Source organism: Streptomyces sp. NPDC002623 (assembly GCF_053592635.1).
Genome location: NZ_JBSFWB010000004.1, coordinates 270,743 through 293,808 on the forward strand (window position 1 = coordinate 270,743; position 23,066 = coordinate 293,808).

Consider the following 23,066-nt stretch of genomic DNA (forward strand, 5'->3'; position numbering starts at 1 on the left):
GAGGCACACCATGGACGCTCCGACCACCAGGTCGGCCGACAACGGCACGTCCGGCGGCGGGGACGGATGGTTCACACCGCGCAAGCAGCCGGAGCCGGCCGCAGGGGGCGAGCAGGGGGCTATGGGCGGCCGTCGCCTCGCCGGCCTGCGTCCTGTGGGCAGGAACACGGCCGATCCGCACGGCGGCAACGAGCCCCAGGACCGCACCACGGACGCCGGCTCCCGAATACAGCCGGGCTCGTCGGCCCCCGCCCCGTCGGCTGCCACGCCGTACCCCGCGACGACGGCTACCCCTGCGAGCGCACCGCCGCCGTCGCCAGCCGGGCCGCAGCCCCTGGTCGAGGGCCCCGTCCAGGCTCAGGCCCCCATCCCGGCTCAGGCGCAGGCGGCCCCTCCTCAAGCCCTCGCCGCCCCTCAGGGGCCCGCCGAGTCGCGTCTGCCCACTCAGCAGCGCACCGCGCTGGCCGAGCCTCGTCCGCCTGAGTGGCAGCAGCCCGCTGTCCCGCCCGCCGAGCCTCTCGTGCCCGCTCAGCGGTCCGCGCAGATGAAGGCCGCATCTCCGGACGCCGTGCTCGTCCGGCGCACCATGACCGAGGTGGGCCCGGTGGCCGACAAGGTCACGTCGTACTTCTACGCGATGCTCTTCGTCCGCCACCCCGAGCTGCGCTCGCTCTTCCCGCCCGCGATGGACGCCCAGCGGGACCGGCTTCTCAAGGCGCTGCTCACGGCCGCCGAGCACATCGACAACACCCCGGTCCTCGTCGAGTACCTGCAGAACCTCGGCCGCGGTCACCGCAAGTACGGCACGCAGGCCGAGCACTACCCGGCCGTGGGCGAGTGTCTGATCGGCGCGCTGAGCAAGTATGCGGACGCCGTGTGGGACGCCGAGACGGAAGCCGCCTGGGTCCGGACGTACACGACGATCTCTCAGGTCATGATCGATGCGGCGGCCGTCGACCAACTGCGCGCCCCGGCCTGGTGGCACGGGGAGGTCGTGTCGCACGACCTCCGAACACCGGACGTCGCGATCCTCACCGTCCGCCCGAACCAGCCCTATCCGTTCCTCGCCGGGCAGTACGCGAGCCTGGAGACGCCGTGGTGGCCGCGGATCTGGCGGCACTACTCCTTCGCCTCAGCGCCCCGCTCCGACGGTCTGCTGACCTTCCATGTGAAGGCCATCCCCGCGGGCTGGGTCTCCAACTCCCTGGTGCACCGCGCACGGCCGGGCGACGTCATCCGGTTGGGCCCGCCGGCCGGTTCGATGACCGTCGACCACACCAGGAACAGCGGGCTGCTCTGTCTCGGGGGCGGCACCGGAATAGCGCCCATCAAGGCGCTGGTCGAAGATGTCGCCGAGCATGGAGCGCGGCGCCCGGTCGAGGTGTTCTACGGCGCCCGCAGTGACCACGACCTGTACGACATCGACACGATGCTCAGGCTTCAGCAGTCCCACCCATGGCTGCAGGTCCGCCCGGTGGTGGACCGGCACGGGCTGCTCCAGCTGCCCGACGCCATACGCACCTTCGGGCCCTGGACCGAGTACGACGCCTATGTCTCCGGTCCGCCCGGCATGATCCGCAGCGGTGTGGACGCCCTGCGCGGGGTCGGCATCCCCGCGGAGCGCATACGCCATGACTCGGTCGAGGAACTCGTCGCCGCGGGCAGCTGACTCCACGCCGCCCACAGGCCACGCCGGCTCAGGACCGGGACGTCAGCCCAGGTCAGGAGCGTGCATGGCGCGGACGCCCTCGATGTTCCCGTCCAGGTAGTGCCGCAGCGACAACGGGACCAGGTGGACCGAGGCGATCCCGACCCGGGTGAAGGGCACGCGGACGATCTCGTATTCGCCGGCGGGCTCCTCGATCTCGGGGCCGTGCCGCAGGGCCGGGTCCATGGACTCCAGGCGGCAGACGAAGAAGTGCTGCACTTTCACACCGGTCGCGCCGCCGTCCTCGCCGATGTGCTCGACGGTGTCGACGAAGCAGGGGACGACATCGGTGATCTTGGCGCCGAGTTCCTCGTGCACCTCGCGGTGCAGGGCGTCCACGACGGTCGCGTCGTCCGGCTCGACCCCGCCACCGGGCGTGAGCCAGTACGGATCCACACCTGGTTTGGTGCGCTTGATCAGGATCAGGTTGTCGCCGTCCAGCAGAACGGCTCGTGCGGTGCGCTTGGCCACGGGTCGGACGGTCATGGAAGAAATGTGGCCCGGCTGGTTCCACGTGAAACATCGCGAAACGTCACCGGGCGAGCTCATACCGTGACACCCCGCGGGAACGGGGTCAGCACCACTCGGCGGCGGCCCTCAGCAGCCACTCGTGGGCCCGGGCCACATGCGGCATCGCCAGCGTTCCGGTGCGCACCACGAGGACGTACGTCCGCAGCGGCGGTACCGCGGGTTCGTGCAGCGCCACGACGTCACCGCGCTCGAGAGCGGTCGCGCACAGATAGCGGGGCAGGACCGCCAGACCGGCGCCCGCGATCGCGCAGGCGAGCACCGCGCGCAGGTCGGGAACGATGACGGTGCCGGAGGCGGCGGGGCGGGAGTCGAAGACGGAGGCCCAGTAGCGGGAGACCAGGGGCAGAGACTCGTGGACTTCGACGACGGGGAGGTTCTCGAGGGCGGACGCGCCCTCGCGGCGCAGTTTCCCGGAGTCGATACGGCCGTCCCACTGCGGGCCGGCGATCAGGACGTGCTCCTCGTCGCACAGCGGGATGGCCGTGAGCAGCGCTCCGCGCGGCCGGGCCGTGCTGATGGCCAGGTCGTGGTGACCGGCGGCCAGGCCCTCCAGGACCTCCTCGGCGGTGCCGAAGGAGGCGCGCAGGGCGAATCCCTGTCCGTCGTCGCCGGACAGCTCTGTGAGCGCGGGAAGGGCCCGCTCGGCGGTGAACTCGGGGGGACCGGCGAGGTGCAGTGTCCGGACGGCGGACTCGTCGTCGAGGCCGGTCTCGGCGATCTCCACCAGGGCATCGAGATGGGGAGCGGCCTTGTGGGCGAGTTCGTCGCCGATGGTCGTGGGTGTCACGCCGCGAGCCTGGCGCAGGAACAGCGGCCGGCCGAGCTGGCGCTCCAGCGTGCGGATCTGGGAGGTGACGGCCGGCTGGGACAGGCCCAGCAGAGCGGCTGCGCGGGTGAAGGAGCCGGCCCGGTGCACGGTCACGAAGGTGCGGAGCAAGGCCAGATCCATCGGGCGTCCTCCCCCTTCCCTGCCTTTCTCCCGGCTCCGAGGCAGGGCCCAACTATAAATAAGTCGATAGGTTTCTGTCGCTACAGTGATTGGACACTGACACAGAGTCAACTAGCCTTGTTCGCGCGGTTCTTCGCGTGCAGAACCGAGGGCGGTCCGAGCCACGAGGGGGGAGGCTCGGACCGTCCGCTGTGCATGACGGATCCCCGACGGGGCGTCCCTAAGGCGGTCACCGCGCCGACTCCTCCAGCGCACGCAGCACATCCGCCACCAGGTCCTCGGGGTCCTCGGCACCGACGGACAGCCGGATGAAGCCCTCCGGCACCGCGTCCCCGCCCCAGCGCCCGCGTCGCTCCGCGGTGGAGCGCACCCCGCCGAAGCTCGTCGCGTCGTCCACGAGCCGTAGAGCCTCGAGAAAACGCTCGGCACGCGCGCGCGTGGGCAGCGTGAAGGAGACCACGCACCCGTAGCGCCGCATCTGCTGGGAGGCGACTTTGTGGGACGGGTCGTCAGACAGTCCCGGGTACCGCAGCCCGCTCACCTCGGGCCTCCCCCGCAGCGCCTGCGCCACGGCCAGGGCACTGGCGTTCTGCCGGTCGACGCGCAGCTGGAGCGTGGCGATCGAACGGTGCGCGAGCCAGGCCTCCATGGGCCCGGGAATCGCCCCGACGATCTTGCGCCAGCGCCGTACGGCCGTCATCGGCTCACCGGCCCGCCCCGTGACATAGCCGAGGAGGATGTCTCCGTGGCCCGTGAGCTGCTTGGTGCCACTGGCCACGGAGAAGTCCGCGCCGAGTGCCAACGGGCGCTGTCCGAGCGGGGTGGCGAGCGTGTTGTCCACGGCCACCAGAGCGCCACGCGCGTGTGCCGCCTCGACGAGCCGCCGGATGTCGCACACATCGAGCCCGGGGTTCGAGGGGGACTCGATCCACAGCAGCTTCGCGCCGTCGAGGACGTCGAGCTGGGCGTCGTCACGGGTCGGCGCGGTGCGCACCTCGATGCCGTAGGCCTCCAGCTGCGCGCGCACCAGCGGCAGCGCCTGGTAGCCGTCGTCGGGCAGCACGACGGTGTCCCCGGCCCGCAGCTGGGAGAAGAGCACCGACGAGATCGCGGCCATGCCGGAGGCGAAGACGAGCGTCTCGACGTCGTCCTGCCCCGGTGCCTCCAGCTCGCCGATGGCGTGCTCCAGGTGGGTCCAGGTCGGGTTCTCGTCACGGCCGTAGGTGTATGGGCCCGTGGGCTCGCCCGGCAGATGGAAATGCGCCGCGAACACCGGACCGGGCAGGGTCGGCTCGTATTTCACCGGCTCGGGCAGCCCGGCCCGTACCGCGCGCGTGCCCTCGCCGGCGCCTCCGGGAGGCCCCTGGGCCGCAGCGGAACCGCTCATGTCAGTCGTCCTTCCACATCGTGTCGTACCGCGGCGAGCAGACCGGCGCTCGCCTCCTCCACCATCTCAAGGCACTCCTCGAAGCCGTCTTGGCCCCCGTAATAGGGGTCGGGGACGTTCAGGTCGCCCTCGGCCGCGGGGTCGTAGGAGCGCAGCAGCCGTACCTTCGCCGCGTCCTCCCGCGTGGGAGCCAGGAGGCGCAGTGCCTTGAGATGGCCGGAGTCCAGAGCGATCACGAGGTCGAGGCGGGCGAACCACGACGGCTCGAAGCGCCGGGCCGTGTGGTCGAGGGCGTATCCGTGCCCCTCCAGGACGGAGAGGGTGCGCGGGTCGGCGTTCTCGCCCTCGTGCCAGTCGCCGGTGCCCGCGCTGTCGACCTCGACCAGACTCTCGAGGCCCGCGTCCGCCACGCGCGCGCGAAAGACCGACTCGGCCATCGGCGAGCGACAGATGTTGCCGGTGCAGACGAAACAGACGCGGTAGGTCATCGTGGTCTCAGTCCCCGTCGGGCAGGACGACGTTGAGCGCCCAGGAGACGACGGAGATGATCAGGCCGCCCAGGACCGCGGTCCAGAAGCCGTCCACATGGAAGCTCAGGTCGAGTTTGTCGGCCAGCCATGAAGTGAGCATCAGCATCAGGGCGTTGACCACCAGGGTGATCAGACCGAGCGTGAGGATGAACAGGGGAAAGGTCAGCACCTTGACGATCGGCTTGACCAGGAAGTTCACCAGGCCGAAGAGCAGTGCGACGACTATGAGGGTGCCGATCTTCTTGCCCGTGCTGTCACCGGTCAGGGTGATCTTGTCGAGCAGCCAGACGGCGACCGCCAGGGCGCCTGCGTTGGCGATCGTCTTGACTACGAAATTCTTCATGTGTCTGATCGTGGCAGAGAGATCGCAAACGAGCACCGGACGAGGGCGGACAAGGTCGATGAAGGCATTCCGGTTGGATGAACTGGAGGCGGAGCGAGCCGCCAACGACGGTGCCTACCTGCAGTTTCTGCATGAACGGAACATGTCGGTCGGGCTGTACGCACTCGACGCGGGCACGCATGATCCACAGAATCCGCACAATCAGGACGAGGTGTACTTCGTCGTGAGCGGACGCGCCTCGATCACCGTCGGCATGGAGACCACCCAAGTGGCGCGTGGCAGCGTGGTGTACGTCCCGGCCGGAGTGGCTCACAAGTTCCATCACATCAGCGAGGACCTGCGGGTCCTGGTCATGTTCTCGCCGGCCGAGGGCTGAGCCTCTCCGTCTCACAGCCGATGCGTGGTCTCGGGGTTCCCTAGGGGATCGGTCAGGGGAGGACAAGGGGTCCGAGGCCTCCGCCGGCACCCTCTTCGGATCTAGCATCGACGGCAGGACATCGAAATGATCCGGCCCGACAGGGGTGCCGGACATCGACCGAAGAGGATGAGGAACCAGAGCGATGCAAGAGATCTTCACGGGACTGCCGTGGTGGGTGAAGTGGGTCGCGGTGCCGGTCATCGCGCTGGTCGTGTTCGGCGGGCTGATAGCCAGCGTCGTCGGGTTCGTGATCGGCCTGCTCTTCAAGCTGCTGATCTTCGTGGCGCTGGTCGGCGGACTGATCTACGTCGTACGGAAGTTCATGTCGAGTTCGTCCTCGCGCAGCGACTGGTGATCGGTACGGGAGGCCGGTGATCGGTAACAGGAATCGCCGGTTCCCTCGGCCGGGGGAAGTTTTCCCGACAGCCCGTCTGCAAGCGGTGGTGGACGGTTAAAGTCCGGAATTCGACGCGGGGACGACCCCGCGAGCGGCGTACACCCCCCTCCCGTGTTCCCCCGCACGGACCGCCCCCTCGCGCTTCGGGAGTGACCCTTGGCCACGGTTGACACCGCATCCGCAGAACCGTTCGCACCTCCCAGCCGGCCGCGTTCCTCCGCACCCCCGCTCCAACGCCCGCCGAACACGGCCGTCCCCGAGCATCCGCACCCCGCGGCCACCCTGATCGGCTCCGTCCAGCGCGCCATGCGTCTGCTGGAGTCCGTCGCCGAGCACGAGTACGGGGCCCCGGCGAAACAACTCGCCCGGGAGACCGGCCTCGCTCTGCCCACGGCCTACCACCTGCTGCGCACCCTTGTGCACGAGGGCTATCTGCGCCGGGACAAAGGGCTGTTCTTCCTCGGCGAGGCCGCCGAACGGCTCGGCAGCAGCGGGGCGGCGCAGAAACGTCGCAGCACGGTCGCCGACACCCTTGCGCAGTGGCGCGATTCGATCGGTGTCCCCGTGTACTACGCCCAGTACCGCGACGGCGAGATCGAGATCATGTGCGTCTCCGACACCCCGGGCAATCCGGCCGTCGAGGAGTGGGCGGACTTCCGCGAGACCGGACACGCGCACGCGATCGGCCAGTGCCTGCTCGCCCAACTGGACCAGGACACCCGACGCGACCATCTGGACCGCTACCCGGTGGAGTCGATCACTCCGTACACCGTGCGTGACGACCACACCCTGTTGCGTCGCCTGGAGCGCATGCGGCGCATGGAACCGGTCGTGGAACGACAGGAGTACGCGCTGGGCACCGTATGTGCCGCCATTCCGATCACCGTGGGCACCACAGCGGCGACGATGGCGATCTCTCTCCCCTCCCACCATGCCGACCGGCTGCTCCCGGCGGCCCGGCAACTGCAGAACGAGGTCGGGCGACTGTTGGGGGCGCTCGCGATCTCTATCAGTATCTGAAAACTCACTCCTTGTGATCTGTTGTGTACGTTCAGCAAGATGCCTGCAGTGTCAAAAGGTTCATTCCCGGCCAGTCGACGGCAAATGACGGGGTAAGGCGATGCGCGAGTCCGTGCAGGCAGTACAGGCAGAAGTCATGATGAGTTTTCTCGTGTCCGAGGAGCTCTCGTTCCGCATCCCGGTGGAGCTCGGGTACGAGTCGTGCGATCCCTATGCCGTGCGGCTCACCTTTCACCTGCCCGGCGATGCCCCGGTGACCTGGGCCTTCGGGCGCGAACTGCTCATCGACGGGGTGGGCAGGCCGTGCGGTGAGGGTGACGTCCGGGTCTCGCCCGTCGATCCCGACGTGCTGGGGGAGGTCCTGATCCGGCTTCAGGTCGGCGGCGACCAGGCTCTGTTCCGCTCCTCGGCAGCGCCGCTCGTGGCCTTCCTCGACCGCACCGACAAGCTGGTCCCGCTGGGCCAGGAGGGTGCACTCGCCGACTTCGACGCCCATCTGGACGAGGCACTGGACCGGATCCTCGCCGAGGAGCAGAGCGCCGGCTGACGGGACGGCGGCGAGCGGTGGCAGAACGCTTCGCCACTGGTGAAGCTATGCAGGAACGCTTCTCCTGTGGTGCTGCGGCCGTTCGGCCGAAGGGGCCTTCTCGGGCCTTCTCAGGCTTCCTGGAGGCTCTTTCCGGTTTTGCCGGGGTGCCCTTGGGGTCCTTGGCCGGGTGCTCCCCCCGGCGGACCCTGCCGAGGGCCTGACGGAGAGCCGGTCGCCCGCCCGAGCCTGCCGCCGCTCCGGCTCTCGGGCGCTCTCCCGCCCTCGCTCCCGCTCTCCCGCCCTCGCTCTCCAGCCGCCCTCTCGTCCTAACGCTTGCGTCGCCTGCCGCGGCCGCCCCGGCCCTGGGCAGGACCAGTGGTCGTCGCTGCCACAGCGGCGGCCGGAGCCGTCGGAGTCGTCTCCTGGGCCGGTACGGACGCCGTTCCCGGACCCGGCCGGTCGGCGGCGACCACCAGGGCGGCCAGGGCAGTCGTGACGGGCACGGAGGCGACCAGGCCGATCGACCCCACCAGCGTGCGCACGATCTCCTCGGCGACCAACTCACTGTTGGCGACGCCGCCCACGCTGCTCTGCGCGATCGAGAAGAGCAGCAACAGCGGCAGCGCGGCACCGGCGTAGGCGAGGACGAGCGTGTTGACCACGGACGCGATGTGGTCCCGGCCGATGCGGATGCCGGCCCGGTACAGCCCGCGCCAGCCCATCGACGGGTTGGCCTCGTGCAGTTCCCAGACAGCCGAGGTCTGGGTGACCGTCACGTCGTCGAGGACACCGAGCGAACCGATGATGATGCCGGCGAGCAGCAGACCGCTCATGTCGATCGACGGGTACAGGCCGTGGATCAGGCCGGTGTTGTCGTCCGTGTTGCCGGTGAGCGCCGCCCAGTCGATGAACACTGAACCGAGGATGCCGATGAGCAGCAGTGAGATGAGTGTGCCGAGCACCGCGACGGATGTGCGGGCCGAGAGGCCGTGACACAGATAGAGCGCGATCAGCATTATCGCGCTCGCCCCCACGACCGCCACGACCAGTGGGTTCGAGCCCTGCAGGATCGCGGGCAGCACGAAGAAGTTCAGCACCAGGAAGCTGATGGCCAGCGCGACGAGCGCCATGACGCCCCGAAGCCGCCCGACGACCACGACGGCGACCGCGAAGATGATGGCCAGCACCCCCATGGGGATGCGCCGGTTCACGTCGGTCACCGAGTACTGCAGGTCCTTCGGCGCGGACGGCTCGTAGGCGACCACGACCTTCTCGCCCTGTTCCAACTGCCGTGACTGGTCCGGCTGGACGATCTCCGTGAATGTACGGCCCTTGTCGTTGCCGGTGTCCACGCGGATCGTGGCCCTCTTGCAGGAGCCGCTCGCCTGCTGCTGCGCGGATGAGCCCTCGGCCGTCGAGGTGTCGCCGGTCGGGGTGTCGCCCGAGGCGTTCACCGACGCGCAGCTCACCTTCACGACCTTGGTGACCGTGGCCTGCTGGGTCTGCCGGTCGAAGCCGACTCCGGTGCGTTCGTGCGCCGGAGCGCCGCCTGGCCACAGCACGACGAGCCCGACCAGCACCGCCGCACCGAACGGGATGAGGATGGCCGCGATGACCTTGCGCAGGTGCTGGGAGACGGGGGCGGCCGGGCCATGACTGTGGCTGTGACCGTGGGAATGCCCCTGGCCCCCGCCGGAACCCGGCCCGTGCCCGTCGCCCGGGCCTGAGCCGTGCCCCCCGCCGGAACCGGGGCCATGACCGTGTCCGCCGCCGGAGCCCGACCCGTTGCCGTGGCCTTCGCCGCGGCCATGGTCGTGTCCGCCGCCGTGGCCGCTGCTGTGGGCTTCGCCCGGGTCGCCCCGAAGACCGTCACCCCGACCGTTGCCATGACCGCGGTCGGGGCTCTGCCCATGACCGTGCTCGCGGTCACGGCCGTATTCGTCGCCGGGGCCAGGGCCGTACCCATACCCTTGGCTGCGCCCGTTGCCGTTGCCGCTGCCGCTGCCGCTGCCGCTGCCGCTGCCGCTGCCGCTGCCGTTCCCGTATTCGTAGCCGCTTCCGCGCCCGTTGGCGGGTGGCCTCTGCCCGGGCCCTCCGCCAGAGCCTGGCCCCCGGCCCTGTCCCGGACCCTGACCTCTGGGAGCACCGCCGCGCGGCCGTCCGTCCAGCCCACTCAGTCCACCCAGCCCACCGGCGTATCCCGGCCCCTGATCGAGGCCACGCCCGTGGTTGTGGCCGGGAGCGTGACCGCCGTTGAAAGCGTGGTCCTCACCGGGGCCGCCTCCAGAGCCGTTGCCATTGCCGGGGCCGCTGCTCGGGCCGTTTCCGGCGCCGGGCCGACGGGGCGGCTCGGGCGGTGGGTACGGAGGCTGGTGTGTCGTGGTCACCGACCGATCATCGCAAGAACGACAGGGGCCCTCTGTTCACCGCGCCCGAATTGACGCTAGCGTGGAGGCACCTTTGCACACGCGGGAGCTCGGAGCACCGGGCTGAGAGGGCGCTGACCTCCGTCTTCGCGATGTTTCACGTGGAACGTCTCTTGAGTCGAGTGATGTTTCACATGAAACGTCGGCAGGCGGTAGCCGCTGCGTCGACCGCCGAACCTGTTACCGGGTAATGCCGGCGTAGGGAGTAGGTCTCATGACCAACAAGGACGCACGCACGCCTGCCTCCGTTCGGGATGAAACGTCCCAAGAGGCCGGGAAGTCCATCGGCTGGCACAAGGGATACGTCGAGGGCACCCGCCCCGACCTGCGGGTGCCGGTCCGACAGGTGCATCTCACCAACGGGCAGTCGGTCGCGCTGTACGACACCTCTGGTCCGTACAGCGATCCGCTCGTCGACACCGACGTCCGCAGGGGACTGCTGCCGCTGCGCGACAACTGGATCATCGCCCGTGGTGACACCGAGGAGTACGCGGGCCGTCCCGTCCGCCCCGAGGACGACGGCATCAAGCACACCTCGCCGCGCGGCGGTCTGCGCAATCTCGACGCGGTCTTCCCGGGGCGGCCGCGGCTCCCGCGCCGTGGCCGCGACGGCAAGGCGGTCACTCAGCTCGCGTATGCGCGCCGGGGGGAGATCACACCCGAGATGGAGTTCGTGGCCATCCGAGAGAACGTTTCTCCCGAGGTGGTCCGGGAGGAGATCGCGGCGGGCCGCGCGGTGTTGCCGGCCAACGTCAACCACCCGGAGATCGAGCCGATGATCATCGGCAAGCGCTTCCTGGTGAAGGTCAACGCCAACATCGGCAACTCGGCGGTGACGTCCTCCATCGAGGAGGAGGTCGAGAAGATGACCTGGGCGACCCGTTGGGGCGCCGACACCGTCATGGACCTGTCCACCGGCCGCAACATCCACACGACCCGCGAGTGGGTCCTGCGCAACTCCCCCGTCCCCATCGGCACGGTGCCGCTGTACCAGGCGCTGGAGAAGGTCGACGGCCGTGCCGAGGAACTGACCTGGGAGATCTACAAGGACACGGTCATCGAGCAGGCCGAGCAGGGCGTGGACTACATGACGGTCCATGCCGGTGTCCGCCTGCCGTACGTCCCGCTCACCGCCAACCGGAAGACCGGCATCGTGTCGCGCGGCGGCTCGATCATGGCGGCTTGGTGCCTCGCGCACCACCAGGAGTCGTTCCTCTACGAGAACTTCGAGGAGCTCTGCGAGATTCTCGCCGCCTACGACGTCACGTACTCGCTGGGCGACGGGCTACGGCCGGGTTCCATCGCGGACGCCAACGACGAGGCGCAGTTCGCGGAGTTGAGGACGCTCGGGGAACTCAACCGGATCGCGAAGCGTTTCAATGTTCAGACGATGATCGAAGGCCCGGGCCATGTCCCGATGCACAAGATCAAGGAGAACATCGACCTTCAGCAGGAGATCTGTGATGAAGCTCCGTTCTATACGCTCGGCCCGCTGACGACGGACGTCGCGCCGGCGTACGACCACATCACTTCCGGCATCGGTGCCGCGATGATCGCCTGGTGGGGCACGGCCATGCTCTGCTATGTCACGCCCAAGGAGCACCTGGGCCTGCCCAACCGTGACGACGTCAAGACGGGCGTCATCACCTACAAGATCGCCGCCCACGCAGCCGACCTCGCCAAGGGGCACCCCGGTGCGCAGGAATGGGACGACGCGCTGTCCGACGCCCGCTTCGAGTTCCGCTGGGAAGACCAGTTCAACCTCGCCCTCGACCCGGACACGGCACGGGAGTTCCACGACGAGACACTCCCGGCGGAACCGGCGAAGACGGCACACTTCTGCTCGATGTGCGGGCCGAAGTTCTGTTCGATGAAGATCAGTCAGAGCATCAACGAGCGGTTCGGTGGAGGGGCCGCCGACGGGGCCTCGGCCGAGGAGATCGCCGAGGGGATGCTGCAGAAGTCGAAGGAGTTCGCGGCGAGCGGAAGCAGGGTGTACCTGCCGCTGGCCGACTGACGCCCCTGGATTGGCGCTGCCCGATCAGGCTCGATGCCTGGCCGACGGCAGCGCCATGAGAGGCGACCGTGACGGGGGGATGCAACATGGAGTATCTGAAGACGACGAAGCCGGTCCGGTCATTGGTCTGGCAGGGCGGTGACCTGGTCGATGTCGTGGGCGGCCGGGCCTGGAACCGCGCCGGTGCGGAGCGCCGTACGGCTACCGATCACGGTTCGGGGTTCGACCAGTTCGACAGATGCGTCGTCTCGCCCTCCGGCCGCTACAGCGTCGTCCATACCGAACGTGGTGCCAGAGCCCTCTTGCTCGACGGAACAAGTCCCGTCCGTGAGCTGACTCGTAGCTCGGACCACGACGAGGACTTCGACTACCCCGTGGCGCTGGCAGTTCTGCCGGACGGCCGGGAGGTCCTGGTCCACTGCCCGGAGGAGTGCAACGTGCTCCAGGTCGAGGAGGCGGCGTCCGGACAGCGCCTCACGACCGGAGCCCGCGAGGCGAAGGATGTGTTCCATTCCCGTCTGTCGGTGAGCGGGGACGGCAGACATCTCCTGGTTGCCGGCTGGGTGTGGCACCCGTACGGAATCGTCGAGGTGTTCGACCTGGAGGCCGCGCTGACGGACCCGGCCGTGCTGGACGGATACGGGGTGCTTCCGATGGATCCGGGGATCGATGCCGAGGTGGTGTCGGCGTGCTGGCTCGACGACGACCGCCTGGCGGTGGCGACCGGAGAGGAGTTCCTCGACGACGAGGAGGTTCTCGCGCTCGGACCCCGTCAGATCGGTGTGTGGTCACTGTCCGACCGTGCCTGGGTACACCGGAGCTCGGTCGACTTCGAGGTCGGCACGATGATCGCGGGAGGCGGTCGAGTCGTCTCGTTGAAGGGACATCCCCGGCTGATCGACGTCAGGACCGGGGAAGTGCTGGAGGAATGGCCCGAGGTGGCGGTTCCCCACCGTGAGGGGGCGTACGGCGTCACCCACATACCGACACCGGTCGCGGCGCTGCATCCGGACGGCACGCACTTGGCGGTCGCTCAGGACGAGAACATCGCGCTCGTTCGGTTGCCGTCGGCCGCAGGCTCGGCAGACTTGCCCCCATGACAGCGCGATCCATGAGCAAGGGCGCCAATCTGCCGGTCGACGCACCGGACGTCCGGGTGGAACTCAGCTGGGCCGAGGGGGTCGGTGCGCCGGACATCGACGTCTCGGCGCTGCTGTTGACGAGCGACGGACGGGTTCGTGACGACGGGGACTTCGTCTTCTACAACCAACCGCTTCATACGTCCGGCGCCGTGAGACACGTCGGCAAGCGGCGGGACTCCGGCGTCATGACCGACTCGGTCCATGTGGACCTCCGCTCGCTGGAGGCCGCCATCACGCGGGTGGTGCTGTGTGCGTCGGCCGACGGCGGCACGTTCGGGCAGGTGACCGGTCTGACGCTGCGGCTGTTCGGCACGGGCGGGCGGTCCGAGGTGGCACGCTTCGAGATGCAGGCCGACACGGAGACGGCGTTCATCGGCGGCGAGCTGTACCTGCGCGAGGGGCGCTGGAAGTTCCGGGCGGTCGGGCAGGGGTATGCGTCCGGTCTCGCGGGAGTGGCCACCGACTTCGGGATCACGGTCGACGAGGATCAGACGGAGGCATCTGCCCCGCCGACTCCGCCTGCTCCGCAGAACCCGCCCAGCCCGCCGAGCCCGCCGGTCTCGCCGAGACCCACTCGTCCGGACTCAGGGGTGATGACCCCAGCTCCAGGTCCTCGGCTGACCAAGGGGGAGGAGCGGCTGCCCGTGGACATGCGCAAGCGGCTGTCGCTGCGCAAGGAGCAGGTGGCCATCAGTCTGAGCAAGCGGGGCGCGGCGGGGATCACCGCGCGGATCGTGCTCGTCCTGGACGCCTCCGGTTCCATGGCGTTCCTGTACTCCCGGGGCGTGGTGGCGGACGTCGTGGAGCGGATGGCGGCGGTGGCGGCACAACTCGACGACGACGGGGAGATGCAGGCCTGGACGTTCGCCAGTGAGTCCGCTCGTCTCCCCGACCTTCGCCTGGGCGAACTCCCCGAATGGCTGCGGCTGCATGTGCGCGTGGGCGAGATCAGTCTGTTCCGGCGCAACAGGAAGCCCCGCAAGGGGATGGAGCCGGGGCAGGTCGACATGCGCGCGGTCGGCATCCAGAACGAGGAGCAGAAGGCGATCGCCCAGGTCAGATCGTATGTGCGGGAGAATCCGGCGACCGCCCCGACCTTGGTGCTGTTCTTCTCCGACGGAGGGGTCTACCGAGACGCGGCGATCGAGCGGGAGTTGCGGGCGGCGGTGGAGGAGCCGATCTTCTGGCAGTTCGTGGGGCTCGGCCGGTCCAACTACGGGGTTCTCGAGCGGTTCGACACGCTGCCCGGGCGTCGGGTCGACAACGTGGGCTTCTTCGCCGTGGACGACATCAGTACCGTCCCGGACCAGGAGCTCTACGACCGGCTGCTGTCCGAGTTCCCCAGCTGGATCACGGCAGCGGGCCGCGCAGGCATTCTCTGACGGCCGCCAGGGGCGGCCCGGCGTACGGCTTGCGCTCCCCTCGGCGGGGTCGGCGGGGGCGCAAGCCGAGTGCCTATTCCGGCTGGTGGTCCGGGCCGCCGAAGTCCGGGCTGGTGTAGTCCGGGCTGCTGAAGCTCGGCCGCTGGCCGGTCGAGCGGCCGTCGTCCGGGCTGCTGAAGCCCGGGCGGTCGTAGCCGATCTTCGGCAGACGGCCGGTCGGAGCCGGTGGGGGTGGGTCGGTGTGCAGGGCGGTCGCCGTGGCAGGGCTGGCCAGGGCCTCCCGGAGAAACGGCAGGATGCCGCGTTCCAGTAGGGCCTCGCGCCAGGCTTCCCTGGCCAGGGCGACCTCCTCGCTCAGTTCGCCGTACGGTTCGGCCTCCAGGGAGGGCCGGTTGCGCAGGGCGGTGAGCAGCAGCGCGACGGTGGCGACGAGGATCGCGGCCACGGCCACGGCCCCGAACGTCCAGCCGGCCGTGAGCATGGTCCGGGCGAACGCCTGCTCGGGGTCGAGCACGCTGAGGATGTAACCGACGAGCAGGAAGATCACCGCGGCGGTCCCGGCGAGAACGGGGGTGAGGACGGCGGCGACGGCGCCCGCCCCGGCGGCCTCGGCGGCCTGGGCCGCCTCCCCCATGGTGGTGGCGAGCCCCATCGCCGCGTTCGGCTCGGCGGAGCCGGTCTCGGACGTGGACGACGGGGTGGACGGCGCCGGATGGCGCAGTTCCTCGCGGACCTTCACGTAGTGCTGGTACTCGGCCGCCGCGGCCACCGTGATGAGTGCGGAGGCGTTGAGCGCCATGGTGCGCAGTTGTTCGGGGTTGAGCCGCTGTCCGACAGCGGCCAGTTCCGGGTGGTGTGGTGCGGAGCGCAGCGCCTCGTCGAGGATCCGCTCGTATTCCTGGCGGTCCTCGCTGTGCAGGTGCTGCGGAACGCTGTTCATGTGCATCCCCCGATGCTCCGTAGGGCTTGGGGCTCGCATGCCAACGAGCCGTCGGGCAGAAACGGAGGGGAGCCTGCTACGGATAGACCGATGGTAGAGCGGCGACGGCATGGGGTGACAGGGGGTTTGCCGAAATTGGCCCCTGGCCTGCGGTGTCACCGAAGGGGTCAATGGGGGGCACAGCATGCCCCGGAAACGGTCAGATATCCAGGGGCAGTTGCTGGACCAGCAGTTTTCCGGCCATCGTCACGCCGCCGTCCATCGCGATGGCCAGTCCCTCGGCGTAGACATGTGGTCCTTCGACATGCGGACCGCCGCTGTCCTCGCCCTCCTCCGAATCCGAGCCGACTTCGCCCAACAGGTAGGGAATCGGGCTGTGGCCGTGAACGATTCGGGTACCGCCGTACGTATCGAGCAGGGAACGGACGGCGTCGGCTCCACCTTCGTCCCGGAAGGAGAAGCGCTTGGTGAACTTGCGGAACAGGTCCCACACCTCGTCCGCGTCGTTGCGCGTGATCGTCTCGCGGACGGTGTCGTTGACCGCCTCGATCGAGTCGCCGTAGTCGAGGTAGGCGGTGGTGTCGGAGTGGACGAGCAGATGGCCGTCGACCTCCTCGACGGCGTCGAGGCGGGCCATCCACTGCAGGTGGTGGTCCTGGAGGCGGTCCATGTCGTACTTCTGGCCGCCGTTGAGCAGCCAGGCCGCCTGGAAGGTGGCGGTGCCCGCGCCGGAGTTGACGGGGGTGTCGCCGAAGCGCTTGGCGCCGAGCAGCAGCAGTTCGTGGTTGCCCATGAGGGCCTTGCAGTATCCGCCGGCCGCGGCGGCCTCGGCGGACAGCCGCATGACGAGGTCGATGACGCCGATGCCGTCCGGTCCGCGGTCGGTGAAGTCGCCGAGGAACCACAGCCGGGCGGTGCCCGCGGCCCAGTTGCCGGCGGCGTCGATCAGGCCCTTCTCCTGCAGTGCGGCCATCAGTTCGTCGAGGTATCCGTGCACGTCGCCGACGACGAACAGCGGGCCCGGGCCGGTCGCGGGCAGCGGAGCCTGGACGGCCGCCGGGTCCACGGCCACCTGAAGGGTGTCGCCGCGTCGGCTGATCACGGGCAGATCGCGCTGGGTGGGCGTGTAGCCGTCCGGATGCTCCAGCGGATCGTCGACGGCCGGCGCGGCGTTGCCCGGATGTGTGTCGTGGTCGTACGGACCGGTCTCGTGGACGTACGCGGGCACCCGGAAGTCGCGCAACGTCGCCGTCCGCTCCACCTCGTCGGGTCCCTGACCGGCCCCCTGAGTCATCAGACCCCTCCACCATCGCGCCGCATCTGCACTCTTCGGGCCGCCTGGTCGCAGCGGCCCGTGGTGCCGTGCGCCCATCATAGGAATGCGGATCGTGCCGTGTGATGACCCAGGGGTGGTGAATCGGAGCAAGGCTCCAGTTCATCGCGGCTTTCGCCCCGATTGGGCCGGGCTTCGGCAGCCCGCACTCACCCGGCGCACACCATGCCCACACCCGTACGGCCGGTTCCGACGGAGTGTACGGGGAGCTGTTTCGGCCGGGGCGGGGGTGAGTTCCGCGGCTGGGGGAGAGGTGCCTCGGTGGCTCGCCGGCTTGCCGAGAAGGGTGATTTCGCCGGATATGACCGCGAGTGGCCGAGGGTGACCGACAGCGGCGGAGTGGTCCCGCACGACGGATTTGCGCTGCCCGGCGCGGCCAGGCCTGCCAGGCACCGCCAAGCGCTGCCTCGTCGCCGCCGGGCACGGCCAAGTGCCGCCGGGCCCGTCAGGAGGCCCGCCCCCGGAGATTCCCGACACCCCACGCACGCACCCCCACCCCCGCGCTGTCGGAAAACGCCCGTACGTGCGTGCCGCCCACCTACGTTGACGCGAATCGCCCGCTCCGGCCGCCCGCGAGCCCCCGGCACCCCGTAAGCCGCCCCCCGCCCGTCCCCCACGGCAGAGTGGGGGACGGGCCGGGGGCGGCCTGGGGTACGGGGTTACTTGCCTTCCGGGGTTCTTGGGGGGCTGACCGTGGTTCGAGGGGGGCGTCGTTGGGAAGACGTCCGCACGATCAGTTCGGTCGGTATTACCTGCTCGACCGGGTGGTCGGATTCCGCCCCCTCGATCGCGTCGATGAGGAGTTGGACCACCGCCGTGCCGATGCGGCGCGGTTTCAGCGAGAGGGTGGTCACGGGCGGCTCGGTGTTGGCGTACACCGTGGACTCGCTGCAGCAGACGATCAGCAGGTCCTCAGGGACCCGCAGTCCGTAGCGGCGGGCGGCGGCCAGCAGATCGGTGCCGTTGGGGTCGAACAGGCCGTAGACGGCGTCCGGGCGGTCGGGGCGGGCCAGCAGCCGGTCGGCGGCCACAGCGCCCGCGCACGGGTCGTGTGCGGGGTAGGCCTCGTAGACCGGGTCCTGGCCGACCCGCTCGCACCACCGCAGGTACGCGCTGGTGGACAGATGCGTGTACGTGTCCGTCGTGGTGCCCGTGAGCAGGCCGATGCGGCGGGCGCCGGCGTCGGCCAGGTGGTCGAGGATGTCGAGGACGGCGGCCTCGTGGTCGTTGTCCACCCATGCGGTGACCGGGAGCGTGCCGGCCGGGCGGCCGTCGGAGACGACCGGTAAACCCTGCCGGACGAGCTCGCTGACCACCGGATCCTGGTCGGAGGGGTCGATGACGACCGTGCCGTCCAGGGCGACGTTCGACCACACGTCGTGGCGTGAGGTCGCCGGGAGGATGACGAGTGCGTAGCCGCGGGCGAGCGCTGCCGACGTCGCGGCGCGCGCCATCTCCGCGAAGTACGCGAACTCGGTGAAGGTGAAAGGTTCATCCCCGTACGTGGTCACGGTCAGGCCGATGAGTCCTGACTTGCCGGTACGGAGTGTTCGGGCGGCCGCTGAGGGGCGGTAGCCCAATCGGTCGGCGACCTCGCGGACATGGCGTCGGGTGGCGTCGGGGAGCCTGCCCTTGCCGTTGAGGGCGTCGGAGACGGTCGTGATGGAGACTCCGGCGGCGGCGGCCACGTCCCTGATGCCCGCCCGGCCCGGCCGGCTGCCTCGGCGTGAGGTTTCCGCGCGGCTCACCTGGTGCTTCCCTGCTGCTGTCATGGCGAGCCGATAGTAGGGCTCATTCGGTGGGGTAGGGCGGACGCATATGCACGCGTTGACAGGCACGTTTCTGCAAGGCTGTAGGACAGTAAGTGCCTTGGAAACAAAGGCAGTTGGCCGTTCCAATGCCAAGACGTGACGTGTCGACACGCATGAGCCTGCCAAGGCACCGATGTTTCGAAGAGGTCTCAACTCACCTGCACGAGGGATGCGCGCCACGGCGTGAGCCACCGGCGCGTAGATATATGTGCGGCGCGCCCCCTGGGGCGTACGCCTTCGTACGCCTTCGTCCTCAGAAGTCGCGGAGGTCCCTCCGATCCGTGCCGAGGTCCCTCCTCGGCCGTACGCAAGCTGTACGCAGCCGCAGCTGTACGCAGCCGCGCCGAATCCTCATAAGGTGAGCAGTATTGAAGCCGGTGGTGGTCCGGTGGTGGTCACGAGGAGGACTGCGGTGAGCGAGACGAGCCCCAAGCTGCGCGCCGAGCTGGAGGGGATCCCCACCTACAAGCCGGGCAAGCCGGCCGTGTCCGGTGGTCCCGCGGCCTACAAGCTTTCGTCCAACGAGAACCCCTATCCGCCGCTGCCGGGCGTGCTGGAGAGCGTGACGGCCTCGGCCGCCTCCTTCAACCGCTACCCGGACCTGGCCTGCACGGGCCTGGTGAACGAGCTCTCCGAGCGCTTCGGCGTCCCCACCTCCCACCTGGCCACGGGCACCGGCTCCGTCGGCGTGGCCCAGCAGCTCGTCCAGGCGACCGCGGGCCCCGGCGACGAGGTGATCTACGCCTGGCGGTCGTTCGAGGCGTACCCGATCATCACGCGGATCAGCGGCGCGCGGGCCGTGCAGGTGCCGTTGACGCCGGGTGATGTGCACGACCTGGACGCGATGGCCGACGCGATCACCGACCGGACCCGGCTGATCTTCGTCTGCAACCCCAACAACCCCACGGGCACCGTTGTGAAGCGGGCCGAGCTGGAACGGTTCCTCGACCGGGTGCCCAGTGATGTGCTGGTCGTGCTCGACGAGGCCTACCGGGAGTTCATCCGTGACCCCGAGGTGCCGGACGGCGTCGAGCTGTACCGGAAGCGGCCCAACGTCTGCGTGCTGCGGACCTTCTCCAAGGCCTACGGCCTCGCGGGGCTGCGCGTGGGCTTCGCCATCGCCCACGAGCCGGTGGCGGAGGCGCTGCGCAAGACGGCGGTGCCGTTCGGCGTGAGCCAGCTCGCACAGGAGGCCGCGGTCGCCTCGCTGCGCGCCGAGGACGCGCTGCTCGGCCGGGTGGGCTCTCTGGTGTGCGAGCGGCTCCGGGTGGTCGAGGGGCTGCGGGCGCAGGGCTGGACGGTGCCCGAGACACAGGCCAACTTCGTGTGGCTGCGGCTGGGCGAGCAGACGGTCGCCTTCGCGGCGGCGTGTGAGCAGGCGGGCGTCGTGGTGCGGCCGTTCCCGGGCGAGGGCGTGCGGGTGACGGTCGGGGAGAACGAGGCGAACGACATCTTCCTGAAGGTGGCGGAAGGGTTCCGCAACGAGCTGTAGCCGGCGCTGCACTGGGGGGTTTCCGCGGGTAAGCGGGACCCCCCTTTCCCTGTCGAAAATCGGTACTGCATACTAGCTTGTGAATGTGAACGCTTTCACAAGCGGCTCTCGCAAGCGTCTGAGGTAAGGAGTGACGACGTGGACCTGGCTCTGGCGCCGGAGACACTGGCGCGCTGGCAGTTCGGCATCACCACCGTCTACCACTTCCTCTTCGTGCCCCTGACGATCTCCCTCGCGGCCCTCACCGCCGGGCTGCAGACCGCCTGGGTGCGCACGGAGAACGAGAAGTACCTGAGGGCGACGAAGTTCTGGGGCAAGCTCTTCCTGATCAACATCGCGATGGGTGTCGTCACCGGCATCGTGCAGGAGTTCCAGTTCGGCATGAACTGGTCCGACTACTCGCGCTTCGTCGGCGATGTCTTCGGCGCCCCGCTCGCCTTCGAGGCCCTGATCGCCTTCTTCTTCGAGTCCACCTTCATCGGCCTGTGGATCTTCGGCTGGGACAAGCTGCCGAAGAAGATCCACCTGGCCTGCATCTGGATGGTCTCGATCGGCACGATCCTGTCCGCCTACTTCATCCTCGCGGCCAACTCGTGGATGCAGCATCCGGTCGGCTACCGGATCAACGAGGAGAAGGGGCGGGCCGAGCTCACCGACTTCTGGGCCGTGCTGACCCAGAACACCGCGCTCACCCAGGTCTTCCACACCCTGACCGCGGCCTTCCTCACCGGCGGCGCCTTCATGGTCGGCATCGCAGCCTTCCACCTGTACCGCAAGAAGCACATCCCGGTGATGAAGACCTCGCTGCGACTGGGCCTCATCACCGTGGTCATCGCCGGTCTGCTCACCGCCGTCAGCGGCGACCTCCTCGGCAAGGTCATGTTCAAGCAGCAGCCGATGAAGATGGCAGCTGCCGAGGCACTGTGGGACGGCGAGGCGCCCGCGCCCTTCTCGGTCTTCGCCTACGGCGACGTCGAGAAGGGGCACAACAAGGTCGCCATAGAGATCCCCGGTCTGCTGTCCTTCCTCGCGAACGACGACTTCACCTCGTACGTCCCCGGCATCAACGACGTCAACAAGGCCGAGCAGGAGAAGTTCGGGCCCGGCGACTACCGGCCCAACATCCCCGTCGCCTACTGGGGCTTCCGCTGGATGATCGGCTTCGGCATGACGTCCTTCGCGATCGGCCTGGCCGGACTCTGGCTGACCCGCAAGAAGTTCCTGCTGCCCCAGCACCTGAGGGTCGGCGAGGACGAGGTGCCGCATGTGGTGCTGTTCAGGAACAAGGCGCTCAACCCGAAGCTCACCAGGCTCTACTGGCTGACGGCGATCTGGACCCTGGGCTTCCCGCTGATCGCCAGTTCCTGGGGCTGGATCTTCACCGAGATGGGCCGCCAGCCCTGGGTCGTCTACGGCGTCCTGCAGACCCGCGACGCGGTCTCCCCCGGGGTCTCCCAGGGCGAGGTCATCACCTCGATGATCGTCTTCACGACGCTGTACGCGATCCTCGCCGTCGTCGAGGTCAAGCTGCTGGTGAAGTACGTGAAGGCCGGCCCGCCCGAGCTGACCGAGGCCGACCTGAACCCGCCCACGAAGATCGGCGGCGACCCCCGTGACGCCGACAAGCCGATGGCCTTCTCGTACTAGGCCGAGGGAGCTGCACAGTCATGGAACTGCACGACGTCTGGTTCGTCCTGATCGCCGTCCTGTGGACCGGATACTTCTTCCTGGAGGGCTTCGACTTCGGGGTCGGCATCCTCACCAAGCTGCTCGCCCGCAACCGGCCCGAGCGGCGCGTGCTCATCAACACCATCGGACCCGTCTGGGACGGCAACGAGGTGTGGCTCCTCTCGGCGGGCGGCGCGACCTTCGCCGCCTTCCCGGAGTGGTACGCCACGCTCTTCTCCGGCTTCTACCTGCCGCTGCTGTTCATCCTGGTCTGCCTGATCGTGCGGGGCGTCGCCTTCGAGTACCGGGCGAAGCGGCCCGAGGAGAACTGGCAGCGCAACTGGGAGACCGCGATCTTCTGGACCTCGCTCCTCCCCGCGTTCCTGTGGGGCGTGGCCTTCGGCAACATCGTGCACGGCGTGAAGATCGACCGGAACTTCGAGTACGTCGGCGGCTTCTGGGATCTGCTCAACCCGTACGCGCTGCTCGGCGGCCTGGTGACGCTGACGCTGTTCACCTTCCACGGTGCGGTGTTCACGGCCCTCAAGACCGTCGGTGAGATCCGGGAGCGGGCGCGGAAGCTGGCGTCCCAGGTCGGTCTGGCGACCGCTGTGCTCGCGCTGGTCTTCCTGTCGTGGACGCAGGTCGACGGCGGGGACGCCAAGAGTCTGGTCGCGCTGGTCGTGGCGGTCGCCGCCCTGGTCGCGGCGCTGGTGGCGAACCAGGCGGGGCGTGAGGGCTGGTCGTTCGCCTTCTCCGGTGTCACCATCGTGGCCGCCGTGGCGATGCTCTTCCTGACGCTCTTCCCGAACGTCATGCCGTCCTCGCTCAACGAGGACTGGAGCCTCACGGTGACCAACGCCTCGTCGAGCCCGTACACCCTGAAGATCATGACCTGGTGCGCGGCGATCGCCACACCGCTCGTGATGCTCTACCAGGGGTGGACGTACTGGGTGTTCCGCAAGCGGATCGGTACGCAGCACATCGCCGAGCCTGCGCACTGAGTCCCCGTTGGGGTGTGTTTCACGTGAAACACACCCCAT

General features: G+C 69.0%; 20 protein-coding genes. 11 read left to right on the forward strand and 9 right to left on the reverse strand.

Annotated features, from left to right (window positions below):
• The first annotated feature begins 10 nt into the window (after positions 1–10).
• Positions 11–1,669 carry a globin domain-containing protein gene (locus tag ACWD4O_RS09280; RefSeq protein WP_451278943.1) on the forward strand — a complete coding sequence of 553 codons (1,659 nt, stop codon included), beginning with the start codon at positions 11–13 and terminating at the stop codon, positions 1,667–1,669.
• Between the two features lie 42 nt (positions 1,670–1,711).
• Here ACWD4O_RS09280 and ACWD4O_RS09285 read toward each other — a convergent pair whose 3' ends face one another.
• The 5 genes from ACWD4O_RS09285 to ACWD4O_RS09305 all read right to left on the reverse strand — a co-directional run bounded on the left by ACWD4O_RS09285 (position 1,712) and on the right by ACWD4O_RS09305 (position 5,448).
• Entirely contained in the window at positions 1,712–2,194 is a 483-nt protein-coding gene (locus tag ACWD4O_RS09285) for an NUDIX domain-containing protein (RefSeq protein ID WP_451278945.1), read from the reverse strand.
• A gap of 88 nt (positions 2,195–2,282) precedes the next feature.
• Entirely contained in the window at positions 2,283–3,188 is a 906-nt protein-coding gene (locus tag ACWD4O_RS09290) for a LysR family transcriptional regulator (protein WP_451278947.1), read from the reverse strand.
• A 229-nt stretch (positions 3,189–3,417) separates the two neighbouring features.
• Positions 3,418–4,575: a cystathionine gamma-lyase gene (locus tag ACWD4O_RS09295; RefSeq protein ID WP_451278949.1), complete on the reverse strand. Its 1,158-nt coding sequence runs from the start codon at positions 4,573–4,575 to the stop codon at positions 3,418–3,420.
• Positions 4,572–5,063, reverse strand: a complete 492-nt coding sequence (locus tag ACWD4O_RS09300; RefSeq protein ID WP_451278951.1) for a low molecular weight protein-tyrosine-phosphatase — start codon at positions 5,061–5,063, stop codon at positions 4,572–4,574. The genes ACWD4O_RS09295 and ACWD4O_RS09300 overlap by 4 nt, the downstream gene beginning before the upstream one ends.
• 7 nt (positions 5,064–5,070) lie before the next feature.
• On the reverse strand, positions 5,071–5,448 hold the full coding sequence (locus ACWD4O_RS09305; protein ID WP_451278953.1) for a phage holin family protein: 378 nt from the start codon (positions 5,446–5,448) through the stop codon (positions 5,071–5,073).
• Between the two features lie 58 nt (positions 5,449–5,506).
• Between ACWD4O_RS09305 and ACWD4O_RS09310 the strand changes: the two genes are divergently transcribed.
• The 4 genes from ACWD4O_RS09310 (at position 5,507) to ACWD4O_RS09325 (ending at position 7,830) form a co-directional block, all read left to right on the forward strand.
• Positions 5,507–5,824 (forward strand): cupin domain-containing protein, encoded by a 318-nt coding sequence (locus tag ACWD4O_RS09310; RefSeq protein ID WP_358802225.1) that lies wholly within the window; start codon positions 5,507–5,509, stop codon positions 5,822–5,824.
• A 184-nt stretch (positions 5,825–6,008) separates the two neighbouring features.
• A complete protein-coding gene (locus ACWD4O_RS09315; RefSeq protein ID WP_351907652.1) occupies positions 6,009–6,221 on the forward strand; it encodes a DUF5326 family protein in 213 nt (70 codons plus the stop codon).
• Between the two features lie 198 nt (positions 6,222–6,419).
• Positions 6,420–7,283 carry an IclR family transcriptional regulator gene (locus tag ACWD4O_RS09320; protein WP_451278955.1) on the forward strand — a complete coding sequence of 288 codons (864 nt, stop codon included), beginning with the start codon at positions 6,420–6,422 and terminating at the stop codon, positions 7,281–7,283.
• Positions 7,284–7,383: 100 nt separating this feature from the next.
• Positions 7,384–7,830 (forward strand): SsgA family sporulation/cell division regulator, encoded by a 447-nt coding sequence (locus tag ACWD4O_RS09325; protein WP_020130693.1) that lies wholly within the window; start codon positions 7,384–7,386, stop codon positions 7,828–7,830.
• Between the two features lie 308 nt (positions 7,831–8,138).
• Here ACWD4O_RS09325 and ACWD4O_RS09330 read toward each other — a convergent pair whose 3' ends face one another.
• Positions 8,139–9,392, reverse strand: a complete 1,254-nt coding sequence (locus tag ACWD4O_RS09330; RefSeq protein ID WP_451278958.1) for a YibE/F family protein — start codon at positions 9,390–9,392, stop codon at positions 8,139–8,141.
• 1,060 nt (positions 9,393–10,452) lie between these two features.
• Between ACWD4O_RS09330 and thiC the strand changes: the two genes are divergently transcribed.
• The 3 genes from thiC (at position 10,453) to ACWD4O_RS09345 (ending at position 14,779) form a co-directional block, all read left to right on the forward strand.
• Positions 10,453–12,255, forward strand: coding sequence for a phosphomethylpyrimidine synthase ThiC (gene thiC / locus ACWD4O_RS09335; protein WP_451278960.1), 1,803 nt, complete (start codon positions 10,453–10,455; stop codon positions 12,253–12,255).
• 86 nt (positions 12,256–12,341) lie between these two features.
• Positions 12,342–13,355: a hypothetical protein gene (locus tag ACWD4O_RS09340; protein ID WP_451278962.1), complete on the forward strand. Its 1,014-nt coding sequence runs from the start codon at positions 12,342–12,344 to the stop codon at positions 13,353–13,355.
• Positions 13,352–14,779 carry a VWA domain-containing protein gene (locus ACWD4O_RS09345; RefSeq protein ID WP_451278964.1) on the forward strand — a complete coding sequence of 476 codons (1,428 nt, stop codon included), beginning with the start codon at positions 13,352–13,354 and terminating at the stop codon, positions 14,777–14,779. The genes ACWD4O_RS09340 and ACWD4O_RS09345 overlap by 4 nt, the downstream gene beginning before the upstream one ends.
• A gap of 73 nt (positions 14,780–14,852) precedes the next feature.
• On the opposite strand, the gene ACWD4O_RS09350 is transcribed toward ACWD4O_RS09345, so the two are convergent.
• The 3 genes from ACWD4O_RS09350 to ACWD4O_RS09360 all read right to left on the reverse strand — a co-directional run bounded on the left by ACWD4O_RS09350 (position 14,853) and on the right by ACWD4O_RS09360 (position 18,824).
• A complete protein-coding gene (locus ACWD4O_RS09350; RefSeq protein WP_451278966.1) occupies positions 14,853–15,725 on the reverse strand; it encodes a hypothetical protein in 873 nt (290 codons plus the stop codon).
• 193 nt (positions 15,726–15,918) lie between these two features.
• A complete protein-coding gene (locus ACWD4O_RS09355; protein WP_451278968.1) occupies positions 15,919–17,013 on the reverse strand; it encodes a metallophosphoesterase in 1,095 nt (364 codons plus the stop codon).
• Positions 17,014–17,711: 698 nt separating this feature from the next.
• A complete protein-coding gene (locus ACWD4O_RS09360) occupies positions 17,712–18,824 on the reverse strand; it encodes a LacI family DNA-binding transcriptional regulator (protein ID WP_450946592.1) in 1,113 nt (370 codons plus the stop codon).
• Positions 18,825–19,275: 451 nt separating this feature from the next.
• Here ACWD4O_RS09360 and hisC point away from each other — a divergent pair, with 451 nt between their 5' ends.
• The 3 genes from hisC to cydB all read left to right on the forward strand — a co-directional run bounded on the left by hisC (position 19,276) and on the right by cydB (position 23,027).
• On the forward strand, positions 19,276–20,355 hold the full coding sequence (hisC, locus tag ACWD4O_RS09365; protein ID WP_451278970.1) for a histidinol-phosphate transaminase: 1,080 nt from the start codon (positions 19,276–19,278) through the stop codon (positions 20,353–20,355).
• A 138-nt stretch (positions 20,356–20,493) separates the two neighbouring features.
• Complete coding sequence (locus ACWD4O_RS09370) at positions 20,494–22,002, forward strand: cytochrome ubiquinol oxidase subunit I (protein WP_451278972.1); 1,509 nt, start codon at positions 20,494–20,496, stop codon at positions 22,000–22,002.
• Between the two features lie 20 nt (positions 22,003–22,022).
• Positions 22,023–23,027, forward strand: a complete 1,005-nt coding sequence (gene cydB, locus ACWD4O_RS09375; RefSeq protein WP_451278974.1) for a cytochrome d ubiquinol oxidase subunit II — start codon at positions 22,023–22,025, stop codon at positions 23,025–23,027.
• Positions 23,028–23,066 lie beyond the last annotated feature (39 nt).